Source organism: Enterobacter asburiae (assembly GCA_011754535.1).
Lineage (GTDB): Bacteria > Pseudomonadota > Gammaproteobacteria > Enterobacterales > Enterobacteriaceae > Enterobacter > Enterobacter cloacae_N.
On sequence record JAAQVN010000001.1, the window covers coordinates 3,268,229 to 3,290,695 of the forward strand.

The 22,467-nt window shown below is 41.5% G+C and carries 18 protein-coding genes and 1 pseudogene; 7 read left to right on the forward strand and 12 right to left on the reverse strand.

All coding sequences use genetic code 11. From position 1 onward, the window contains the following. Nucleotides 1-6: 6 nt before the first annotated feature. Together fruK and fruB are read right to left on the reverse strand one after the other, a co-directional pair. Nucleotides 7-945, reverse strand: coding sequence for a 1-phosphofructokinase (fruK, locus tag HBM95_15410; protein ID NIH44316.1), 939 nt, complete (start codon nucleotides 943-945; stop codon nucleotides 7-9). Further along, complete coding sequence (fruB, locus tag HBM95_15415; protein NIH44317.1) at nucleotides 945-2,075, reverse strand: fused PTS fructose transporter subunit IIA/HPr protein; 1,131 nt, start codon at nucleotides 2,073-2,075, stop codon at nucleotides 945-947. The genes fruK and fruB overlap by 1 nt, the downstream gene beginning before the upstream one ends. Before the next feature lie 361 nt (nucleotides 2,076-2,436). Between fruB and setB the strand changes: the two genes are divergently transcribed. Then, nucleotides 2,437-3,618, forward strand: a complete 1,182-nt coding sequence (gene setB / locus HBM95_15420) for a sugar efflux transporter SetB (GenBank protein NIH44318.1) — start codon at nucleotides 2,437-2,439, stop codon at nucleotides 3,616-3,618. Here the strand turns inward: setB and HBM95_15425 are convergent. Next, nucleotides 3,615-3,812, reverse strand: a complete 198-nt coding sequence (locus HBM95_15425) for a Fe-S-cluster oxidoreductase (GenBank protein NIH44319.1) — start codon at nucleotides 3,810-3,812, stop codon at nucleotides 3,615-3,617. The two genes, setB and HBM95_15425, sit on opposite strands and share 4 nt — an antisense overlap. An 80-nt stretch (nucleotides 3,813-3,892) precedes the next feature. Here HBM95_15425 and HBM95_15430 point away from each other — a divergent pair, with 80 nt between their 5' ends. Both HBM95_15430 and HBM95_15435 read left to right on the forward strand, forming a co-directional pair. Further along, nucleotides 3,893-5,857 (forward strand): recombinase family protein, encoded by a 1,965-nt coding sequence (locus HBM95_15430; GenBank protein NIH44320.1) that lies wholly within the window; start codon nucleotides 3,893-3,895, stop codon nucleotides 5,855-5,857. A gap of 240 nt (nucleotides 5,858-6,097) precedes the next feature. Continuing rightward, nucleotides 6,098-6,940, forward strand: coding sequence for a DUF1311 domain-containing protein (locus HBM95_15435; GenBank protein NIH44321.1), 843 nt, complete (start codon nucleotides 6,098-6,100; stop codon nucleotides 6,938-6,940). 577 nt (nucleotides 6,941-7,517) lie between these two features. On the opposite strand, the gene HBM95_15440 is transcribed toward HBM95_15435, so the two are convergent. The 4 genes from HBM95_15440 to HBM95_15455 form a co-directional block, all read right to left on the reverse strand. Continuing rightward, nucleotides 7,518-8,510: a hypothetical protein gene (locus HBM95_15440; GenBank protein NIH44322.1), complete on the reverse strand. Its 993-nt coding sequence runs from the start codon at nucleotides 8,508-8,510 to the stop codon at nucleotides 7,518-7,520. Beyond that, entirely contained in the window at nucleotides 8,507-10,966 is a 2,460-nt protein-coding gene (locus HBM95_15445) for a hypothetical protein (protein NIH44323.1), read from the reverse strand. Before HBM95_15445 ends, HBM95_15440 begins: the two co-directional genes overlap by 4 nt. A 343-nt stretch (nucleotides 10,967-11,309) precedes the next feature. Continuing rightward, complete coding sequence (locus HBM95_15450) at nucleotides 11,310-11,639, reverse strand: hypothetical protein (protein NIH44324.1); 330 nt, start codon at nucleotides 11,637-11,639, stop codon at nucleotides 11,310-11,312. Nucleotides 11,640-11,774: 135 nt separating this feature from the next. After that, a complete protein-coding gene (locus HBM95_15455) occupies nucleotides 11,775-11,921 on the reverse strand; it encodes a hypothetical protein (GenBank protein ID NIH44325.1) in 147 nt (48 codons plus the stop codon). A 358-nt stretch (nucleotides 11,922-12,279) separates the two neighbouring features. Between HBM95_15455 and HBM95_15460 the strand changes: the two genes are divergently transcribed. Further along, a complete protein-coding gene (locus HBM95_15460) occupies nucleotides 12,280-12,894 on the forward strand; it encodes a recombinase family protein (protein NIH44326.1) in 615 nt (204 codons plus the stop codon). Nucleotides 12,895-13,221: 327 nt separating this feature from the next. Here HBM95_15460 and HBM95_15465 read toward each other — a convergent pair whose 3' ends face one another. From HBM95_15465 to HBM95_15480, 4 genes are all read right to left on the reverse strand, one after another. Beyond that, nucleotides 13,222-13,998, reverse strand: coding sequence for a hypothetical protein (locus HBM95_15465; protein NIH44327.1), 777 nt, complete (start codon nucleotides 13,996-13,998; stop codon nucleotides 13,222-13,224). Between the two features lie 351 nt (nucleotides 13,999-14,349). Next, nucleotides 14,350-15,225, reverse strand: a complete 876-nt coding sequence (locus HBM95_15470) for a ParB N-terminal domain-containing protein (protein ID NIH44328.1) — start codon at nucleotides 15,223-15,225, stop codon at nucleotides 14,350-14,352. Nucleotides 15,226-15,227: 2 nt separating this feature from the next. Further along, nucleotides 15,228-16,112, reverse strand: coding sequence for a ParB/RepB/Spo0J family partition protein (locus HBM95_15475; GenBank protein NIH44329.1), 885 nt, complete (start codon nucleotides 16,110-16,112; stop codon nucleotides 15,228-15,230). Further along, nucleotides 16,112-17,647: a recombinase family protein gene (locus HBM95_15480; GenBank protein ID NIH44330.1), complete on the reverse strand. Its 1,536-nt coding sequence runs from the start codon at nucleotides 17,645-17,647 to the stop codon at nucleotides 16,112-16,114. Before HBM95_15480 ends, HBM95_15475 begins: the two co-directional genes overlap by 1 nt. Before the next feature lie 455 nt (nucleotides 17,648-18,102). Between HBM95_15480 and HBM95_15485 the strand changes: the two are divergent. Beyond that, nucleotides 18,103-18,517 (forward strand): annotated as a pseudogene (locus HBM95_15485) (arsenate reductase). Between the two features lie 1,918 nt (nucleotides 18,518-20,435). Then, nucleotides 20,436-20,630, forward strand: coding sequence for a hypothetical protein (locus tag HBM95_15490; protein ID NIH44331.1), 195 nt, complete (start codon nucleotides 20,436-20,438; stop codon nucleotides 20,628-20,630). 87 nt (nucleotides 20,631-20,717) lie between these two features. Here the strand turns inward: HBM95_15490 and HBM95_15495 are convergent, their stop codons facing one another. Further along, on the reverse strand, nucleotides 20,718-20,972 hold the full coding sequence (locus HBM95_15495) for a YkgJ family cysteine cluster protein (protein ID NIH44332.1): 255 nt from the start codon (nucleotides 20,970-20,972) through the stop codon (nucleotides 20,718-20,720). 398 nt (nucleotides 20,973-21,370) lie between these two features. Here HBM95_15495 and HBM95_15500 point away from each other — a divergent pair, with 398 nt between their 5' ends. Next, nucleotides 21,371-22,462: a DUF4236 domain-containing protein gene (locus tag HBM95_15500; protein ID NIH44333.1), complete on the forward strand. Its 1,092-nt coding sequence runs from the start codon at nucleotides 21,371-21,373 to the stop codon at nucleotides 22,460-22,462. Nucleotides 22,463-22,467 lie beyond the last annotated feature (5 nt).

Sequence of the window (22,467 nt, forward strand, 5' to 3'; positions counted from 1 at the left end):
CTGCTGTTAGTTAAAAGGTTTTAAGTCAACGCGCGCCATCATCGCGGCTAACTGGGTACGATCGGTAATACCGACATTGCTCTGGCTCACGGCCAGGGCTGCAACGGCGGTGGCAAGACGTAACGTATGTTCACTGGATTCACGCATCAGCAGGCCGTAAATCAGGCCGCCAACCATGGAATCCCCTGCGCCAACGGTGCTCACAACTTCCATTGACGGCGGTTTAGCAATCCATTCACCTGAAGCGTTAACCCACAACGCCCCTTCTGCACCCAGCGAGATCACCACGTGAGCAATACCCTGCTCGCGCAGCGCATGGGCAGCCTCAATCACATCTTTTAATTCCGGCAGCTTACGGCCTGCCCAGATCTCCAGTTCGCGGCGATTTGGCTTCACCAGCCACGGAGAGGCTTTCAGACCCGCAACCAGCGCGTCGCGGCTGCTGTCGAAGATAATGCACGGGCACTGGCTGCGCAGGCGCGTCATCCAGTCGGTAAACGCTTCCGGGCTGACGCCGGACGGCAGGCTTCCGCTGACGCACACCATGTCGAACTGACCAAGCCAGGTCAGGGAGTCGTTAACAAAGCGCTCCCAGTCAGCTGGCGTCACTTCGAAGCCAGAGAAGTTCAGATCGGTCACTTCACCGTCTTTCTCCGTCAGCTTAACGTTGATGCGGGTACGGCCCTGCACAACCTGGAAACGGTTGGCAATGCCCAGCTCGCTGAACAGCTGCTGGAAACCATCCTGGTTATCTTTACCCAGGAATCCGCCCACGGTGACATCGATACCGAGATCCTTGAGCACTTTCGCGACGTTAATCCCTTTGCCCGCAGCATGCAGGCCAGTGGTACGCACGAGGTTGACTTCGCCGCGCTCAATTTCCGGGCAAAACCCCACCAGGTCATAAGCCGGGTTCAGCGTAATAGTCGCAACACGTCTGCTCATTATGCGCCCTCCCCCAGACCCGCCGCGATGGCGTCGCCAATCGCTTTCAGCGCCTGTTCAGCATCTGCACCCTGCGCGGTGAAGCGCAGACGATGGCCTTTCTTCACGCCCAGCGCGACGACTTTCATCAGGCTACGGCCGTTGGCCGGTTTGCCCGAACCATCCAGGTTGGTCACGGTAATCTCGCTTTCAAATTGTTTAATGGTGTTGACCAGCATGGTGCCCGGACGGGCATGCAGGCCGTGTTCGTTACGCACCACGAACTCGGCGTTCAGCACATCATCGGTGAGTGCGTCGTCACTGGTCAGCAGGGCCAGCACGGTCGCGGCATCGGCGTTCAGCAGCTTTTCAGCTTTATTGTTGAGCAGCAGATCGCCCAGACGCTTCAGCACCGAAACCGGCTGCTCATCGTTCATCGCCACGGTCACCAGCATGGCTGCTGTCTCACCCTCAACGTCGAACGCGGTGGCCGCGCGGCTCACTGCAATCGCGCTGCGCAGGTTGCCCTCAGCGCTGTCGTTCAGCCAGATACCCTGGCCAAGATTCAGCGGTTTATCGTTAATCACGCGCGTCACAAAGGCGGCATCAGCGGCACCCGCTTCTTTCAGGCGACCCGCGTTCAGCGCCTGCAGCGTGACCAGGTCGGAGGCCACAACATCCAGCGTCAGCGTGTCGTTATCGAGTTTCAGCGCTTCGCTCTGTTTTTCGCCCATCAGCAACGCACGCAGCTCTTCAGCAGTCGTTGCAGACTTCAGCTGTTCCGCCACGGAGTCATCGCTCAGGACATGCGTCAGCTGACGCAGCAGGCCTAAGTGTTCGTCGCTACTGGCCGCGATACCGATAGCCACATAAGCCACCTGGCCGTCGCCCCAGAGTACGCCCTGCGGGAACTGATAAACCTTCACGCCGGTTTTCAGCACCTGGTCGCGGGTGTCGGTTGTGCCGTGCGGAATGGCAATGCCATTGCCGAGGAAGGTGGAGGTCTGCTGCTCGCGCGCCAGCATACCGTTTACGTAGCCGTCCGCGACGTTACCCGCCTGCACAAGGGCAGCGGCAACCTGACGAATGGCCTCTTCTTTATCCCCGGCCTGAGCGCCCGGGTGAATATCCTGAACAGATAACTGGAACATGGTTCTCCTCTCCTGCTGAAAGTGAATCGTTTCAGCTTACATGAGAAAAAATGCGCTAGCCTGCTCCGTTTTTTTAAACAAGATAGCGCTGAAACGTTTCAAAAAGTCTTGCGCTTTCTGCAATGGCTTGCAAGAAAAGTCGTCTTTCCGATATCAGAATTTAGAGATACTGCACATTTCTTCTGCGCTCAGCTGAATTTTGCTGAAGTTCAGCAAACCAGTTTCAGCTAAGTTCAGCCAGGTGGGGCGTAAGTTGAAATGCCATTTTGATTTTTCGTGGCGTAATTGACTTCACCCACTGTTTATTTTTTAGCTGACGGCGTAAACTCCGCCCCTCTCTGCTACTCGCTAATTATAAAACATGGATAACACCCCTGCGGCCACCGCGCCGAAGCCCTTTGATTTGACATCAACGGCGTTCCTGATTGTTGCCTTCTTCACGGGCATCGCCGGTGCGTTGCAAACCCCGACGCTGAGCTTATTCCTGACTAACGAAGTACACGCCCGTCCGGCGATGGTTGGCTTCTTTTTTACCGGAAGCGCCATCATTGGCATTCTCGTCAGCCAGTTTCTCGCCGGTCGTTCCGACCGCAAGGGAGATCGTAAAAGCCTGATCGTTTTCTGCTGTCTGCTGGGGGTGATGGCCTGCGTCCTGTTTGCCTGGAACCGTAACTATTTCGTTCTGCTGTTCATCGGGGTTTTTCTGAGCAGCTTTGGCTCAACCGCCAACCCGCAGCTATTTGCCCTCGCCCGCGAGCATGCCGACCATACCGGGCGGGAAGCGGTAATGTTCAGCTCGATATTGCGCGCTCAGGTGTCGCTGGCATGGGTGATTGGTCCGCCGCTGGCCTACGCGCTGGCGATGGGGTTTGGCTTTACGGTGATGTACCTGAGCGCAGCGGTCGCGTTTGTGGCGTGCGGCGCGCTGGTGTGGTGCTTTCTGCCGTCAATGCGCAAAGAGCCCAAAGTGGCAACGGGCGTGCTGGAAGCACCGCGTCGTAACCGCCGCGATGCCCTGCTCCTGTTTGTTATCTGCACGCTGATGTGGGGCACCAACAGCCTTTATATCATCAACATGCCGCTGTTTATTATTGATGAGCTGCACCTGCCGGAGAAGCTGGCCGGCATTATGATGGGCACCGCCGCGGGCCTTGAGATCCCGACCATGCTTATTGCAGGCTATTATGCGAAGCGTTTCGGAAAGCGTTTTTTAATGCGCGTCGCGGCCGTCGCCGGGCTGCTGTTCTACGTTGGTATGCTGACGGTGCATACGCCGGGACTCCTGCTGGCCTTACAGCTGCTGAACGCCATTTATATCGGCATCCTTGCGGGGATTGGCATGCTCTACTTCCAGGATCTGATGCCGGGCCAGGCAGGTGCCGCCACCACCCTTTATACTAATACCACCCGCGTGGGCTGGATTATCGCGGGCTCAATGGCCGGAATCGTTGCCGAGATCTGGAACTATCACACGGTATTCTGGATTGCGCTGCTGATGTGCACGCTGACGATTGGCTGTCTGGTGAGGATCAAAGACGTTTAAGGCGCAGTGAGCGCCTCCAGTTCAAGCAGCCAGGTCATCGCCTGCGCGCGCGTGCTGCCGCACATTTCGGCCGATGGCTGAAGCCCGGAACAGACCTTCGGGCGCAAGGGCGAACCAAAGATCATACACAGGTTGGATTCAGAGAGCTGAACGCAGCGGGTATTGGCAGGCTTGCCAAAAGTACAATTATTCATTGTTTAAAATTTGCATGTCTGCTGTTAGCATCTGAGCATCAGTTTTTCACTCACTTGCTACCCGAAGGTAAGTACGATTAATGAAGCCTAAACTGTATTCATATGTTCGTTTTTCATCAGCTAAGCAACGTGACGGAAACTCACTTGAACGTCAGCAAGATACTGCTGCAAAGATTGCTGAACGTTATGATCTTGAGCTGGATAGCACCGCATACCACGATCTCGGCATGTCTGCTTTCAAAGGTAAAAATGCTTATGAAGGTAAGCTTTCAGAATTCATCTCTCAGATAGGGAAAAAGGTTCCTAAAGGATCATGGTTAGTTGTAGAAAACCTTGACCGCATTAGTCGTGACGATGCCTGGAGTGCTTTAGACATTTTCAAAAGCCTTCTGAAGAAAGGAATTATCGTTGTAACCGGAATGGATGAGAAAGTTTATAAGTATGCAGATGTAAAGAATAATCCAACTGACCTGATCATCTCCCTATTGATGTTCACTCGAGCACACGATGAATCACTGACGAAGAAAAATCGAGTGGAAGCACAAGCTCGTACTCTGATCAGATATAACCTTTCAAGGCAACCGGGAACAGCAGCAAAAGCAATCGAATCAATCGGGCAAAATGTATGGTGGGTTGATACCAAATCAGGGAACGTTGAGCCTCACCCTGTTTACTACAATACAGCACAAAAAATAATCGAATTAAAACAGAGCGGCGAAACATTGCTGGGGATCCAGCGGTATCTTAACGAACATTACCCAGCACCTAAAAAAAGAGTCTATAAAAATCAAGAAGGCAACATACAACCACCAAAAACTGAGAAATGGGGTAAGCACTTACTTAGAACATTTTTGAACCCAACGGTTCATGGACAAAAAACCTTTACTCTGGATAAACGGGATGAATCAGGCGCGGTTATTTACGATACTGATACAGATGAGCCTCTTAAAGAAACATACACGATCCCAGACTACTACCCTGCCCTGATGTCAGAGATTGATTATCTAACGCTTTCACAGTTAGACCATCACCGCGCTGTCACTCGCAGTTCATTCAATCATCCAGAAGGAAATCCTGAACCAGAAATCCCATTACTTTCAGAACTCGGTATACTCTTTTGCGGGAATTGTGGTTCATTCATGTTCAAGTCGGGTTCAAGTAAGAACAAGTACCGTTATATATGTGGTTCAAAGATTGTTCAGGGTAAACCATGTGGCAAGAAAGGATTCACGTCATATCAGCTTGAACATGCAGTTTTGCAACTTATCGCCGATCATGTTTGGACTAACCATCTAGAAGATAAAACAGATTGGTATAAATCAGAGATTGCAAAAGAATCAGAGAGAATTGAGAAGCTGCTTAAATTAGCAATTTTGACAGATGATATTGATGCCCTAGCAGAGCAGATAAACGATCGTAAAAAGATAAAAGCGCAGCTAGAAAATGAGTTCAAACGGTACAAGATTAGCAGATCAGAAACCCAAACCTCTGGATGGGAGCAATTTAAGCATTTCGATGTGCACGATACGAAAAATCCTGATCGTAAGCGAATCCGTTTGAGGGTAAGGCAAGCTATCAAGCGCATCGATTGCTATGACATAAATGATCGATACGGTCACTTTTCAATCTTATTTGCCGACGATAAAAAGCAAAGAATAGCTATCAAGTTCAACCGCAACCGTTCACCCGGCACCACGTACGTCGAAAGTCAAACGATCAAAAACCATGACCTAATCAAAACGCAAGGGCTTGTACTTCACTCTTTCATTGATGAACTTATTGATCCTGAAAAATTTGCCAGTCAGCTCAAGAAGGATCAAGAGGCCAGCATTCTCAAACCTACATTTATAACCGAGCTAGAGGAAGGCCTACATCAAGAGATAGAAGGTAAAGTTGCAACATATGTGGTTACGAGCAATGAGAGCGGCAAAGCGACCGTAATCATCGATGGAGTTATACATGACATTAACTCATTGGAAGATATAGATAAATTCGAAGTTGATAAAAAACATGTTCTACTTAACCCCCAAACAAACCATCGGTAGACATAGACCTCTCGAAGAGATATAGCAATCGCTCCGTATCACTTCCAAGAAGATTGACTAATCAATCTTCTAGCTTTCCTCGCGCAAGTTGATCGTTTTTATAGATCAATTTTTGAATATTGATAGATTTTACAGATCGATATAAAATCATGTCTTGCCCACCAGATTTTGCTTCAAAGCCACCAAGTTAAGCCTTCTGGAGGCTCTCCCTTCTTCACTAGCGCAAGGAAAGCATTAAATATGAATCAAAGAAAAGTAATCAAAATCATTGTATTGTCCGTAGCGTTGGCTTCGGCTGCTTCTACAGCAGCTTCAGATAGCCGCAACAACTTCCAGGACATTGATACCGTAGATGATCTTTTGGCTCTTCCAACCAGCAAACTTTGTGTGGACGGTGGGCCTACATCAGATGATATAAGGCTCATACTTTTGAATGGAGCTTTAGGGCTACCTATGTACCAAAATGATCCTGTGATGGCTCGTATGATGGTTAATGAACAATCTGCAAATATCAAAACTCGAATCAAGGAAAAGTGTTCATCCAAGCCGAAAGTTTCATCGCGTAAACTAACAAAAGAAATGCTTAGAAATGAGAATGAAATTTGTAAGCAAGGAACACCGACAAAAGACGAAATCAGGGCATATATCAATGAGTCAAAAGATGCAAACATTGATATAGATAAGCAACTTCGAGCTATTCCATATGAATATCGTTTGATGATGGAAGAAGGTGCAAAGCTAAAGGGTTTAACACTTCGCGAAGTTTTCATAGATGATGTTTCATCTGTTTCAGCAAAAAAATGGCAGGAAACCTGTCTCAAAATGGCAAAACCAGTTGTAAACAACTCTCAGAAGCCAAAAGCATTCTCCACTTCCGTTTTAACGCAAAAGTACAATGAAGTTGACAGTAAGTTGAATGAAGTCTGGAAAGCTTTATCATCAGAATCACGTAAAAAGCTGCTGCCCTCACAAAGAAGGTGGATCAAACATCAAGCTTCCTGCAATCAAGATATTCAATGTTTGATTGACATGACCAACAAACGTATTATTGAACTTGAGGTTGAAAGCAAATATGCTAATTAACGATTTGTACGTTATATCAAAGAATGATTACCTAGCCTCTTCATTAGAGAATACTTACAGGGGAAAATACACAATTGGAAGATTTTATCTTACAGATTCTTTCATCATTGAATATATGAAAATTATACATAACATAGAGATACCAGACTCATGGGTAAACAGTGGCTTCTCAAGCATATTAGATATCGATAACCGAAAGGTAATTTATATGCAGTGTTGCGATATTCTATCAAATTGTACTATGAATGAAATCCGTAACGCTGTTAAGTGTCCACCGGGCAATATAAGAATATACCGAAAAGGTGAGTACATTACTAAAATAGACGTTATGAAAAAGTAAAAAAACTTTCTTATAAAAAGCACATGAACAAAAAATGTGTAGATCATTGTGATAGGTTCCTTATTAAGAAAAATAATCCAATAATAAGTTAAAATCTTCGTACGAAGCTTATAGAAAAGTTATTTGATACCTTCTTGAGTAAAATGGAAATCTTGGATCATGCAGGGGGCTGATTTATATATTGCCTTATACCTGCATGCCAAAATCTGAACTGAATTTATTAGTGTTAATTTTCCTCTATAGCCGATAACAGAAATCAATAATCTCTGAGAAGCTAATTTCCTCTCTCTCTAGTCTATCCTCAACCCCATTAAGATTAGTTAAACTGGTGAGAAGTTCTGAACCAGAAATCACAATATAAAACTTTGAATTGAATTGTCGACCTATTTTCGTAAGCTGTTGACCTAACTGTTGCAAAATATTGTCTCGAAATATTATCTGATTTTTCCTAAAGCGTAGCAAACGATGGCAATTGAAAACATCCGAACACATCGGTGAATTATATTTCCTTCCATTCCATCCTGTTTCCCGAGTGGCGCGATACAGTACGAAATCATGGGAGTTCTTCCAAACCTTAAAATCAAAGTAATTCTTTGGTGATGGGTCTTCATACGTGGCTTTAGGAAAAAACCTTACATTATCATATTGATATTTATCCAAGAAAGTCAAAATCCTGTTCTGTTTAGAAAGTAGTTTTTTTATAATAGCAGGCATAGAGAAGTACATTATCTTATTTTTATCCAACAAACGTAATTCCCTTACATGTTCTTCATCATCACGCCCCCAATATTTTTCAATTCTTTTTGGCACTAGTTGAATATATTGATTTAGAATTCGAAAAACACCATTCCCGCTAAAATATGCCAAGCGCCTATTATTGCTATCAGTTGATTCATGAAGAAAATAGTAGCATTTATTTAATCCAATCAAGGTACGAGCAATTTCTTCAGTCATTTCCCGTATCGTCTCATCAATCGAAGTAGCCCTATGTCTTGTCTGTGTGTTTCCTAATAACTGTTCCACTAAGTCATTATCATTGGAATCGACAACGAAAATGCGTCCATCTAGATGACGAGACGAATAGAATACCCTAGAAAAGTCTTCGTCAAACATCCCTCGATGAAAAGTTGGCTGTGTATAACCAGTTCTAATAAACCATGACTCAATAAAATTAGGAAAAACATTATCTATATGATAACGCTCATAAGGACCAATTTTGTTAATTTTCATTCACACTCCTCCTTAACTAACCGGCTAGCAAGATCAGTAATATGATAATTGATGTCAAAATCTACGGATTCCAGCAAAGGCAGAATCTGCATTGCGTAAAACAGATGCGATGCGTCAGAATGAGAGCGAATAAATTCTCGAACTATTTTTTCTTTGTGCTGTGCTCCTCGCCTAACTCCCATGCTTTCACCAAACCCATCAGTTCTTGCTCTATGTTCAAATGCCATTTTCCATTTAGTACGAATAATGTCTCGGGGAGAAACTGCGTGACTGAAGTTAAATGGGTCTGAAAGCAATATCATCCTCTTTAAATATTGTTGTTTATCTTGAACTGCATCAATAAAATGGTTGAATTTCTCAAGTGCTCTTGTTGAAAGGTTAGGGTTTCCGAAGTAACTACCGTAGAGTATTGCAAAACCAAGAATAGAAGCTAGATCATTAAAAACAGTAGAAAATAGATGAAAACGATATTCGTCATTAACGTCTAACTTAGGGTCTGCAAATTTGACATTAGCAGCCAAAACAGATAATGAAATAAACATTGGGGCAATTTTGTTAAACTTATCATCATTGTTCTCCTCAAGAGCATGAACACACTCCTCAGCTAACTCAAAGTATATTTGTCCAAAGTGATCGGGTAGATCTTCATTATGTTCAGCTGCGAAAATATGCCCAATAGCATCATATGACCCAAGCATTTCAATTGCTTCATTTCTTTTTTGGTCTAAACGTTTAGTTAAGTCATGAATAGATACCGATGGGAAAATATATTGTTTATCTGAGTAATGGTTATAACTTTCATATCGTTTGATTAGACTAGAAATATCTTCAAACCATTTTGGAAGTTTCCAATAGTTGTGTAAACTCGCAAGCAGTACTTGAGTTGAGCATTCTGGCATTTTCATTTTAGCTAAGGAACTGATGAAATCAGGCACCTTGCTTTCATAAAACTCACAAATCGCTGGCAATATTTTTTCATATCTTAGCAATAATTTTCGAACTGCCAGTTGTTGAACATATTTTTGTTTAGATAATCTTTTTCCTTCTATTCTTTCTTCAAAGTCAATGCGATCGATAATAAAAGCCAAATCTACTTGCAAAAAAGCAGGTAATGTTTGTAACGATTTCGTTGTCCATACATCATCATCAAAGAATTTCTTTAATTCCACTTCAAATGTTAACATTCGTCTTAATGTTTCAAAACATAGATTGCTACCTAAGGTAGCCCAAGTATCAGCAATCCCTATCTTTGCTACATGATTTATATCTGGTTTATCGAAATTGGATGATGCAATTGTTTTTTCAATAAGCTTCTTCATTTTATCAAGTTCTTGCATCCCAATATCAAAGTGAAATTGCTCCGCATAAGTTGATATTCTAGAGGAGAATCTACCAATCAAATCTAAAGCTAACGTAAGATCACAAACCTCTAAAGCTAATTCGATATGCCCGAGCAATCTCTCAACAATCATAGTTTCTAGCCAATAATAATTGATCCTTTCTTCAAAATTTAATTGACTGCTAGTTTGTAGAGCCATAGAAGTAGCAGTATCACCAGCCAAGAACCATTGGTTATGCTTCCGCTCCCTAGGAAACCAGTAACTTTGATGATCGATTCTATGCTTCTGGTGTAGATAGTGAAGAAGGAGCGCAGTGTAATCATCATTTAAGGCAGGCAGATTATCACCAAGTCCAACTTTCTCGAGTTTCATCCGATCATCTATGTAACATAGCTGCTCAAATGCCAATTTCGCGGCTTTAGAATGATGATTGGATAATGATATTGAATTCTTAGGGTTAGCAGCACCCTCTATATTGCGTACTATTCGGGGAAGTAATTCAGTTCTAGCTAATTGATTAAGGTTGAAAAAATTAAAAAGTCTCTGACCTAATGGAAACAATGCCAAAGAACCAATAATGGTTAGAGCCGTTCCAGCGATATAATCAAATAATCCAGGCTCAACGCCAAATAACGGCAGAGCTGAAGCACTTAAACAAAACATTGCTGACATAACTAATATTTGTGAATATACACTACCAACTTGCTCAGTTGTCAATAGATTAATGATATCTCGTCTTAATCGAGTATATCCAGCACTAAGAATGATACCTATCGTAGCAAAATATATTGAGAAAATGGCGGTAAGTAATTGTGCATATAATCGAAGCTGTTCAATGTTGAATTTCTTTTCATCCACCGACAGGGGTTTTAAAAAATCAGCATTGCCACGAATGTAATTTTCAAGCCCTCCCAGTAAAAATAATGCTATCGCAACCCATAAGAACGACTTCAAAGTAAGCCAAGTAAATGCTCCAAGAATCTTAGTATTTTCACTGGCTTTAAATACTTGAACTCGACCTTTATAGGCATTGCGCTCAAAAAAGAAGATAATTCTTTTCAACTCTGCTCGTAACGACCAAAACCACGACTGAGAAATTAGCCATATTTTTATCATATCTATCAAGAAACACCTACCTTCTATCTGATTAACATACAATTAGCATATCCCAAAAACCACCGAAACCATTAAGGAATCGAGGCACAATATCAAAATTATCAGATGATTAAGCAAACCAGTCAAGCAATCCCATGAATCCTTACGTCTACCTCTTTCAATATGGTTATCCCGCATTTATATTAGCAAGAGATTATTTATACTTCCGTAAGTTCCCCATATTTTTTGAAGCTAATCACTAACTTTAACTTCAGGTGAAACTTTAAAAATCGTTAACACGCTCATGGATATATCATACTGTGATTGAAAAATTAAACTTTAATGTCTAATATCTAATTTTGATTTAAGAAATTCTATAGCAAGGTCGTATTGAATTTTCCAAGAAAGGAAACTCATATGAACATAATGCATCAATCTGTCTTCTTATGTCAGCCTCGCTGTCGGTATGTTTACCTAAACTTAAATAATAATTGTTCCCTTCATGTACAGCATAAATTTTCCAATGCCCTGTCAGCTTATGCTCATCTGAACAGCGACTCCAGCTATCCATAACTGCTTCATGGGCTACACGCTCCGCATCCTCTTCTGTAAAAAAACGCTCCTCACCAGACATCATAGCCTCTGCAACACCCGCTTCTAGCTGTAGAAGCCCATAATTATTCAGTGCAATCATTAGGTTTCGAGCCATGACAGCAATACCTACACCAAAGTAATGTTTGTGCCACAGTCCCCTTAGATACGGTTTTCTGCTGAAAATTGTAGGCGGCTTAGTCCCGCTTTCACCAAACCGCGAACAACCTTCAAGACCCTAAACTACATCAAACACAGTAATAAAATTCTCAGTTCCTGAAACCAAACCAACGTACAGCTGAACCATGATCAGCCCACTCATTCGTTCCAAGATATTATCATCAAAGCCAATTTTCTGCATTGCCCCGGTAATTTTATCCGTCACATCAATGTCTCCAGATATGATGCGCTGTTTTTTTTCATAGCTCTAATCCCATGCTAGAAAATTACCTTTCGAAATGTTAATGCAATCAGGATGAGGATGGATACTGGAAACACTAAATCTCTTTAAAAAACTGTGAGCCATTACACATGACTCAAATCATTCATATGAGTTATATAAACTCTAAATTAATACATTTCGAGGCTTATAGTTCTACGCAACTCAAAATATGTATTAATCGAGTATACCTGATAAAGACCATGTCACAACGTCTCAATAGGGTTAAATGAAACTCTATTGACAACAAAACAACGTGATGTATCATTTGGGTATTGATTTTACAGTTAAAAGATAAACCATGATGAATATCCGTATCTACTGCCGTGCATCAACTGAAGGCCAACATGCTGATCGTGCATTAGTTAGCCTTCGCGAATTTGCGCAAAGCAAAAACTGGTCGGTTGCCGGAGAATATATTGATAATGCAAGTGGTGCGAAGCTAGAACGCGTTGAACTCATGCATCTACTGACGGAAGCACAGCCCGGTGATCTACTTCTTATTGAATCGATTGACCGTCTTAGTCGTCTTCAACATGAAGAATGGACTGAACTCAAAGCTACGCTGAACAGTAAAAGACTGGTTATTGTATCAATGGATTTACCAACAAGCTGGCAGATAGTTGAAATGTCCGGTAACGACCTTACCAGCGGCATTCTTCGGGCAGTCAATGCTATGCTGATCGATATCCTTGCGACAATGGCACGTCAAGATTATGAGACACGGCGTAAACGTCAGGCGCAGGGGATCGCGAAAGCAAAACAGGCAGGTTTGTATAAGGGGAAAGAAAAAGATCTGGAAGCCCGAGCGACAGTTCGCGAAATGCTGGTGCAGAACGTTAAACCAGCTCACATAATCAAAGCGGCGGGTATCAGTCGCGCCACATTTTACCGAATCAAGAAGGAGTTAATAAGCTAATTAGTTTAGCTCGGACTCGAATCGACAGTTTTAGCAGTTAAACTTCAATCAAATCTAAACGCCCACAATAAGTGATGAGCAGTCAGGCTTCTCTATTGAATAGATTCTAGTTGGTGTCATCACTTAATAATGAAGTGAAGCAGACCAACGAATCGTAACAGGAAAGCCCATTATACACGTGTATAATGGGCTTTCCTGTTACGATTTGGCGAACTTCGCTGAAAGTCCGCAGTAAGCGAAGTGCAGTGGTCAACAAAAACTGGCCACACCTTTAGTGTTTCCAGGAGAATCGTTCTGATTCATTCGGCCTCAAGCTACGATTACCTTTTAGTAATCGAAATTTGGTGAATACTTCACAGGAGACATTGCCCCTTTCTTTCTGAGGTCATCAGGGATCTTCTTACCAAGATAGAGCTGTGCAACTTCATGAGATGCCGCGCCTCCCCGAAAACCAAAGCGTGAACTTTGAGTAGCTTCAAACTCATCATCTTCATCCCATTGGCGCATTTCAGGAAAGTTATCACGGGTAGATTTTAACCACTCATCAGCTATATATACCCCCCTGACAATTCCTTTTACTGTAGCCAGGATAACTTCAGCTTTGCTTGCGCGTTCGAGGCTTACACGCCAGCTGAATCGAACTGCATCATAGAGATCAATATCCTTTGAACTTCTGTTAACAGATATCATCATAGCTTTGTGCTTAAATTCAACTGTCTCAGGCTGGTACAATGCGATTAGTTCTTTGATATGTGCAGCACCATACTCGTTACTGCCAGCACCATTCATGATGTTGGTCAAACCTGGGTAAGCATCGATTAGAGCAGCCTCCACCTCGTAAGCAGTCTTTTCATCGGCAATACCATGCCGATGGATAACATGGATGACCTCCAGACCAGTTAATCTAATCTCACGAAGTTGCTTGAGTTTGTTACTAAGTAGTTCATCATCAGTGGCAGCCACTTCACCGCGCATGTGAGCAAAAACGCGATTACCTTTCCCCTTACCCACGTAAAAAGTACTGCCATCTCGTGGATCAATCAGTCGATATACATACCACCCAAGATGTTCGATTACTCCCGGAGGGAACTCATTAATATCCATATCACAACACCTATCACTTAATTAATGGGGTATAAGTTATACCTTCTGCTGCCAATTGACAATTTGTAAACTACACAATCCCCCTCCGCCTTTGTCACGTTCTGATAGCATCACCCTCACCAAGTCACTATTTCTGCGCCCCTTTATCCGGGGGCGAGAGTCTTAAAAGGACTTCCTTTTGACATTATCAAATCACAACAGTGGCATGCGGCGCATATATGTCTTAAAAGCTTGATTTATCATTTCACCAGTGCTATAGCTTCTGATCTACCTATTCCTGAAACGAATCAAAACCCATTATTAGGATAAGAGTTTATTAGGGGATTTAAATTATTAGGTAAATATAACCCCCTAATCATCAAGAGAATTAATATTAGAAATTTTGTTCAACTCTGTCAAAAAGTCTGGCTTATACTTTAGAAGCCACTGTAGGATTTTTGGGTTATCGAGCAGGCTAGTAATATGTGTTTTTACAATTACTAACTTGAGGGTGTTCACACCATAAGTCTCCTTGAGTTTCTGCGTGTCAACATGAATTTGAGCCATTTCTCTTTCAAGCCTGTCTAACATCTTTCTGCGACCAGCAGTATCAGTATCTAAATTTCCAGATGGTCTCATTAACAAATTCGGAGGTGTATTATGAAGCAAAGAAAGTGCAAAATTACTACTGAAATTTTCAACATTCATCATTAATTTTGAACACTCAATCTGCCTCATTGGTTTCATTTTCTTCAGAATATAGAATGTTGCTTTAGGGACGTGGTGGTTAGCGAATGTATGAATAACCTCGGGAGATATACCATTTAGCACTCTTATTTTTCCTCTAATAGCATCTACCGATATGTTGAGTGCCTGGCCTAATTTTTCGATTGGTATTCCGGAATTAAGAGCTTCTTTAATCATTCTCTGCTCTTGTATAATATTTATTCTATTTACTCGGCTATTAGGTGTGAACGTATCATAAACGCTTGATATTATACACTTAACTTTACTTTCACCTAAATCTTTCAGAGCCTCAACTCTGAGGTGACCATCAAGAATTTTCATATGATTTTGCACACTATCTATAAAAATAACTACAGGTTCTACCAACCCAACCACTTCGAGCGAGGATTTAATCTGCATATACTTTGTGCTTAGCTTAAAGTTAGAAGGAAGGACTTTAGTCTGTATAAGTGATTCAAGTTTGAAAAAAACCGCGTCATTATGAAAGCAGTAATTAATCATAATCATAATTCCTCATGTTTACTATTAATTATTAAGTTAACATGCTCAAGCATACCTTCCTCTTTTACCAACTTCAGGAATCCTCCGTCATTCATAATCTCATTAATTATTTGTTTAGCTAAAATTATATTCCCCTCAACAAACAATGCTTTTTTCTTTATTTTTTTATGACTATCAATGTTCTCCTGATAAAGTTTTGTTAGGTCTTCCGTTGTAAGCTCCCTCTTCTTCTTTCCATATCCAAAACTTGATCCAATAAAACCTTTCAGACCTTCATTTCTGGCATCAAGAATAGCTCGTATTTTTATAATATCTTTATGCTTTATCTCACCCTTTTCAAAGGCTTGGACAAAAAGTTCCTGTGCTCCTTGATGGTCTGTTTTAGCAATTTCTACAGCCAGAGAAATTGGTATTTTCCCTGACTCAACAGCAGCGAGTAGTTTGTTCTCTGCTTTATTAATAAGCATGGTTATACTGCTTATCCACCCATATGAAAACCCCGTAACTGTTGATATTTCTTTATCGGTTAACCCTTCTGCTTTCATCTCTTTTATTCGATTGAACTGTTCGCCAGCTCTTGGATTAACACGAGCCATATTTTCAATCAAACTCATTAGGTATGCCGTTTCATCATCAATATCGATGATGAAAGCCGGGATCATCTCCTCATTTAGATTAATCACAGCCTCAAGTCTCCCCTGACCACATACCAAGGCGTATTCATAATTTTTATCATTAATCCTTCTGACAGTAATTGGTTTTCTTAAACCACTTTTATCAATACTTTCAATTATCTCTCTATGTTTGAATTTATTTCTTGAGCGTGGATTTATAATTTTAATTAATGATGTTTTTATTAATACAATTACTTCAGGATTGTTATTCATCATGCTGCCCTCATAGGATAATGAGATAATAAATCTTTTAGAATGTGAAGGTCATCAAAACGAAATAACTCGAGTAAAAAACTATTATTCTCTTTCAAAGAAAGGAGGTTTTCTATTTTTTCCAAATGAGGGAGGATGTAATAATCAACAATTTCAGTATTACGTTCATTCATTCTCATCACAATGCTGATATCAGGTGATAAGCTTCGCTCCAGTCTAACTATCCAAGTAAGCTTCCCTGACTTCATTGCCTTGCACCTGGATGGCACGACAGATATCTTAAGGTTACCGTTGATAGATATTAAATTATCAGTAGTCACACTTATATTACTCAAGGCTAAAAAACCATATATCTTTTTAATTTCTTCAGAGTGAAACTCACGCAGATTTTTATTAATACGAAGATAAGTATAATCTTTTTCTGGTGTATAGCCTATCAAATGATAGGCATTAATCAAACCACCAAAGCGATGTGATATAGTGCAACTCGAAGGTCCCGTTGGATCTTCATTAATAATAAATCCAGAGAGTTTACCATGTTGCCGTAATTTATCCTTCAGGTAATCTAATATATCATTATCAGAAAGATGGGCACTTCTATTAAAAATAATATGCTGTGCTAATTGAAATATTTCTTCAGAAATTATAGGTTCTAAAAAGCCTTCGTATTTAACCCATTCACTCTCAGGGTTAATTACCCGCTTGCTTTTCAATTTAGCCGAAGCTTTGTTGTAAATATAGTCCCCAGTCAGTCTTCGATTAGTCAATATTGCATGAACCTTACTACGAGTCCACAGCCTAGTCTCACAGCGAGTGCGTTCCTCACGATTAAGGGTTTCAGCGATAAGATATTCATTAAAAGAATCAAGAATAAAGAGGTTGAATATTTTTTTTATGATGTTTATTTCTTCATTTGGACCATGTACCAAGACGACTCTGTCGGTTTGCAGGCTTTTTCTTTCTCCCGCTTGGAGTACGAATTTATCTTTCCTTTCACTATCGACTAGTTTGCGTCGCAGCCCATAACCAGGTACCCCTCCCTGATAAAAACCTCTCCGGACCAAATTTACATGTCCGGCAAAAACCTTTATAGATAAGTTTCGGCTGTACGCGCCAGCAGCATACCTTAAAGCAGGCAGAGTAAGCATCTGAATTTCAGGCGAGTTTTCAGGCAGATTTTCTGCACAATAAATGATTTTTACACCATGAAACTTTAGAAGATAACTATAATATCCTGCTTCATCGTTGTCCTGAAACCGTCCGAATCGGCTGACATCATACACAAGAAGAGCTCCGACGTTTAACTCTCCGGTCACAACGTCTTTGATTAGCCTTTTGAAGTTATCTCTTCCGATAGCAGAGACACCGCTTTTTCCTTCATCATCATAGATCCTGACAATCTTCATATTGTGATCATCCGCATATTTCTGGATGAATTGGATCTGATTATCAATTGAATATTGTTGATGTTCAGTAGACATCCGAAGATAGGCAGCAACTTTAATACTCTGTTTATTATCACTTTTTATGCTCATATCGCCAATCCTAACTTCATAGCATGTTGTGGGTTCAATTAAAAATTGATCATTTTTTAATCTATTGCAAATTTTTAAACCCAGTAAATCTTCACAAAGGCAAATTCGCTACAAAAAGCCGTTCCTAGAACAACCAATACTGTTCAAAAACAGCTATCAGACCAAAACATCATCTAAGCTACTGACTTATATGGTCCTGATGGCAGGTAAAATAGTTCACTATGTTCACAGATCTGATACCTAAGCATCTTGTTTTCGGTAGCAGCAGGCAAAGGATAGTAGGCTATGTGTTGCTGTATCGGGCAGCTTTACATGTCAGAGATGATGACTTTATATGCTGATGTTCATGGAATGACTAGATAAGAGAAGATAGAATGCAAAGCTGATAATCGGTGCAACGATGAGGAATCCGGCGTAGTTACCGTCTGGAGTTCTGTATTTAGTGCACCTGTTCAATGCCGCTCTACATACGGAACATACTTCAGTGGCATTATAGTACCTGTGGTACTACACATTACACACAAGATATAATTCGCAACAGCGGTAACGGACCGATCATTATTTATTATCTCGAAACGCCACCATCCCATGATTCACTTATCAACCTGATTTCAGATATCGGAATTTCGATATGCGCTTTGTTGTGCAATAACGTTTAACGTTATGGGAAGTTGGCCTTGGTGAACACAAATTTTCATATGCAGAGCTGATTGATTTATGATTCTACTCCTGATTAATCGACCGGTAATAGTGACACCGCTAGAGCTATCTCTTTGCCGTTCCTCAGAAGTCGTGTGGGATGTTCAGCCAGAAGGTCAGAAAGATCCTTTCGCCAAAGAGAGAAATGAAAAGATCATTGGCGATACCGGAAGCGAGTTATGTAGTCTGCCTTCTCATAATCTTAGGGCGCAAGTCTACCCGATGCTTGTATCTATACCTCGCTCAAAACAGACAACACGCTTTTTAATCAGATCGCCAAGAATGATCAGGTTGCTGCAAACTGGCCATAACCGAAGATAAAGCAAAGCTAACGTGTTATTCCCTTTTCTCTTAAAAATCATGTGTGTGGTTAACATTTTTTCGATAGGATTTCAAATCTAAGTCAATAATAAATCTTGACTTTCCGATTTGACAATGTCCCCTTATCGCTAATATCCTATATGCCAACAACGTAATTTTCACGGGGCGCAGCAACCTCTCCAAGCTGAACCGTGATGCCGGGAAGTGATGACCTGGTCCAAGGGAGCAAACCTTGCTTCTCGTAGTACACGATGTACTACTCTTTATCCGCAACTCCCTTCTATTGATCCCTTTCTAGATCAGCTTTCTTGACTTTAACGGTAAACCCTTTGCCTTTATTGCGTCTTGAAATCAGCGAATGAATGATCTTTACAACAATATTTTATTCTTATCACTGATCTGAACGATTTTTAAGTCTTTTTTTAGTTTTTTTTCCCCGGAAAGGGGAGAAGGGCAAGAGAAGAAGGGACACCAGTAATATGTTGCATAAATACTACTAACAAACTACCGGAAACCCGTGTATAGCAAGGCCTCCAGCCCATTTCACGGTTTTGTAAAAAGAGAATTTAATATGAACCTAAAACCACGAAACTTTGATGAAGTCATTGAAACTGTATTAGTTGATAAAGGTGTTTGCACATCTGATGTATTGAATAAATATTCAAAAAAAGAGAAACTTTATTATTTCAATCAATTTCTGATCGGAGCCGTCAACAGGCGAAAGCATCCCAAAGATGAGTACGTTTTCTCACTTTATTCCTATGAAAGAAGAAAACATATACCGAGCGCTTCGAGATTTGAGGACATGATAAAAGATATTCCTTTAATCACAAAAAGTTGTAATTACTGGGCCGATCATTGGGCTAACGGCTATAGAGTGACTAGTGCTGGGTATGACATTTTTTCGGCATGTTGCAATGCAGTTCCTAGCAAATGTGGTCTCTACAACGAAGGAAAACCATACAACCCACCTCGGAATGGCATACGCTCCCAATTAAAAAATAGCAATAAATGTTATGTAGAAGTTAAGGTCCCTAAAGAAATTCCTCTTAATGAGATGTCTCTATGGCGATACATGCAGAGACTTAAGCAGAGCGGCAACCATAGAAATATGGTTAGCCAAATTGAATACCTGTTAGCGCTAACGAAGTCGAGTAAAAGTGGTTTATTACCGATAACATACGTGCAAAGTAATGGGGGACGGTTGTATGCAGAAGGCCCTGTAAATCTTCAAAATTGTAAGAGAGAGATTCGTAAAACTGCGTTGACTGGAATGTTCGATGTGGATATCGAGAATTGTCACTACAACTTACTAGAACAGATGTGCGATCGGATCGGTATAAAAACGCCCTACATAAGCCATTATGTCCGTAACAAAAAACAGGTCCGTAAAGAAATAGCCTCTACGTTACAATGCGCAGAAGAACAAGCAAAGGTGGTTTTGATCGCTCTTATCTATGGCTCAAATCTCAGTCCTCGTGGGGTGCTAAAAAAACTGGGTATTGATACTAGTAAAGTCACTATAAAAGATACTTGGATTAGTAAACTAGTTCAGGAGATCACCAATGTGAGACGTTACGTGATTGAAGATTTTACAGCACGGACTAGAGGGAGTTGCAAAATCAAAAACGACGCAGGGATGATTGTTAAGACCAGAACAGAAAGCGGAGAATGCGTTAAGCAGTCAAAATTATTAGCACATCTTCTCCACGGTGCAGAATCACTGATACTTCAACACATAATTAGCTTTCTTGGTGATAATGTCGTTTTGCTTCAGCATGATGGTGTCACTTGCCCCAATCCTGTAGATACAGATGAACTCAGTGATTATATTGCAGAGAAAACAGGCTATCGTGTTCAATTTAATATTGAGCAGCTGAAACCAGACTTTAATGACGATGTCACTGATAGAATTCAACAACAAGACTTGGAAGACATTTTTGAAAGTGATATAGCTGCGTGATAGCTATCCTATAAGAGAATGAGAGCTACCTATCTTATTGATATAAATACCAAATATGTATCACCGGAGGTTGTATGCTACAAATAATTATGGTGTTGTACTGGACTCCAAATGAAGCAGATAAGTCATAGCGGCATCACGATCCGTTGAACACATCTCTAGCGAAGGTTGAAGATTACCGCACACTTTTGGTCGTAGTTCCGAACCGAAAATATTACATAAGTTGTCATTAGATAATTGAACACACCTTACATTTGCTGGTTTCCCCTCAGGCATGCCAGGAATTGGGCTTGATATAGAAGGAGCAATACAACAAGCCCCACAATCAATACGACACTTCATTAGACATGCCTCACGCTACCTTGTAGTTCCCATGACATTAACAGAAGGCCTCATAATCAGCCAGTCTAACCATACATGCCAGTTGCATACTATGAATAATTGACAATTAGGCTGTTGTCAGGCATTCCGGAAATGGGCTTGAGATGGACGGCGCGGAGCATCAGGCCCCACAGTCGATTCGGCATTCCATGGTAACCTCTCAATTTCTCTGAATTTGAATAAAACATTAACACACTGCGCAATTGGATCGATAGCATGCAACCAGCACCTATTCCTCTATAAATAATCATCTGCCCTCTTACATGGCTTAATGTTCCTTTAACATTGCAGTAAAATAGATGAGTTAAACCGCCCTAGCTTAGGATGAATTAACCCCCCCCGTTTTACAAGGAGTTACTATGAGCTTCTACATAAAGAAAAGCATTCGCGTTGGACCGATGAGATTTAACCTATCCAAATCAGGAGTCGGTGCATCTATTGGTATAAAAGGACTTAGGCTTGGTACTGGCCCAAGAGGAAATTACATCCACATCGGTGCTAGGGGAGTCTATTATCGTGCTTCGCTTTCACCAAGCCTTGTCCCACAGAACAGAAAGAAGGTTCAACATGTTTCAGACGAATTTCCAATAGAACATGACACTACACATGCACCTCTTGAGGAAATCGAGTCATCCCATATCTCGGAAATCGTTGATTCAAGTTCCCGAGAACTGCTTGAAGAGTTGAACAACAAACGTAAGAAGTCACAAATATGGCCCTTGGTCATCTGCCTTTCGATTGCGCTGTTACTTTACGGTTTTTCACAGGCATGGCCTGAGTGGTGCCTCGCCATAGGATTTATCTTAGGGGCAGCAATTTCTGTTTTTGCTTACATGTACGATCAGCTAAGAAAGACTACTGTTCTTTTTTATGGCTTTGATGATCAAATGATGGCATGTTACCAGCAACTTCATGATAGTGGAGCCAAACTCGCAAGCTGCTCAAAAGTATGGCATATAGAAGCTTCTGGAGCCGTTTATGACCCCAAGTATCATGCCGGGGCTGGTAACTTACTACGCAGAAAAATAACCTCTATCAGCAAATCAAAGCCTCCCTTTGTTAAAACAAATATTGAGACGATTGCTATCAATGTCGGTCGCCAAACATTACATTTTTTTCCAGATAGAGTACTCGTTTATGACCGTGAAGGTGTTGGCGCTGTTGGTTATAACCAGCTATTCGTTAATGTTGGTGACAGTCGATTCATTGAAAGCGAAGGTGTACCTGGAGATGCCATAGTCGTTGGCAGGACATGGAAGTATGTGAACAAGTCTGGAGGCCCAGACAGAAGATTTAAAGACAATTCAGAACTTCCTATATGCCTGTATGAAAACCTTTCGTTTACAAGTCATTCTGGACTAAATGAGTTATTACAGCTGTCGAAAACTGGCTATGGAGAAAGCTTTTCACATTCAATTGAAACACTTAGCAAAAAAGTCATTTCTGCTTAGCTATA

Bases quoted from the DNA above. Each gene is read 5' to 3' on its own strand.
- fruK (NIH44316.1), bottom strand. From the start codon at position 945: ATGAGCAGACGTGTTGCGACTATTACGCTGAACCCGGCTTATGACCTG.
- fruB (NIH44317.1), bottom strand. From the start codon at position 2,075: ATGTTCCAGTTATCTGTTCAGGATATTCACCCGGGCGCTCAGGCCGGG.
- setB (NIH44318.1), top strand. From the start codon at position 2,437: ATGGATAACACCCCTGCGGCCACCGCGCCGAAGCCCTTTGATTTGACA.
- HBM95_15425 (NIH44319.1), bottom strand. From the start codon at position 3,812: ATGAATAATTGTACTTTTGGCAAGCCTGCCAATACCCGCTGCGTTCAG.
- HBM95_15430 (NIH44320.1), top strand. From the start codon at position 3,893: ATGAAGCCTAAACTGTATTCATATGTTCGTTTTTCATCAGCTAAGCAA.
- HBM95_15435 (NIH44321.1), top strand. From the start codon at position 6,098: ATGAATCAAAGAAAAGTAATCAAAATCATTGTATTGTCCGTAGCGTTG.
- HBM95_15440 (NIH44322.1), bottom strand. From the start codon at position 8,510: ATGAAAATTAACAAAATTGGTCCTTATGAGCGTTATCATATAGATAAT.
- HBM95_15445 (NIH44323.1), bottom strand. From the start codon at position 10,966: ATGATAAAAATATGGCTAATTTCTCAGTCGTGGTTTTGGTCGTTACGA.
- HBM95_15450 (NIH44324.1), bottom strand. From the start codon at position 11,639: ATGATTGCACTGAATAATTATGGGCTTCTACAGCTAGAAGCGGGTGTT.
- HBM95_15460 (NIH44326.1), top strand. From the start codon at position 12,280: ATGAATATCCGTATCTACTGCCGTGCATCAACTGAAGGCCAACATGCT.
- HBM95_15465 (NIH44327.1), bottom strand. From the start codon at position 13,998: ATGGATATTAATGAGTTCCCTCCGGGAGTAATCGAACATCTTGGGTGG.
- HBM95_15470 (NIH44328.1), bottom strand. From the start codon at position 15,225: ATGATTAATTACTGCTTTCATAATGACGCGGTTTTTTTCAAACTTGAA.
- HBM95_15475 (NIH44329.1), bottom strand. From the start codon at position 16,112: ATGAATAACAATCCTGAAGTAATTGTATTAATAAAAACATCATTAATT.
- HBM95_15480 (NIH44330.1), bottom strand. From the start codon at position 17,647: ATGAGCATAAAAAGTGATAATAAACAGAGTATTAAAGTTGCTGCCTAT.
- HBM95_15495 (NIH44332.1), bottom strand. From the start codon at position 20,972: ATGAAGTGTCGTATTGATTGTGGGGCTTGTTGTATTGCTCCTTCTATA.
- HBM95_15500 (NIH44333.1), top strand. From the start codon at position 21,371: ATGAGCTTCTACATAAAGAAAAGCATTCGCGTTGGACCGATGAGATTT.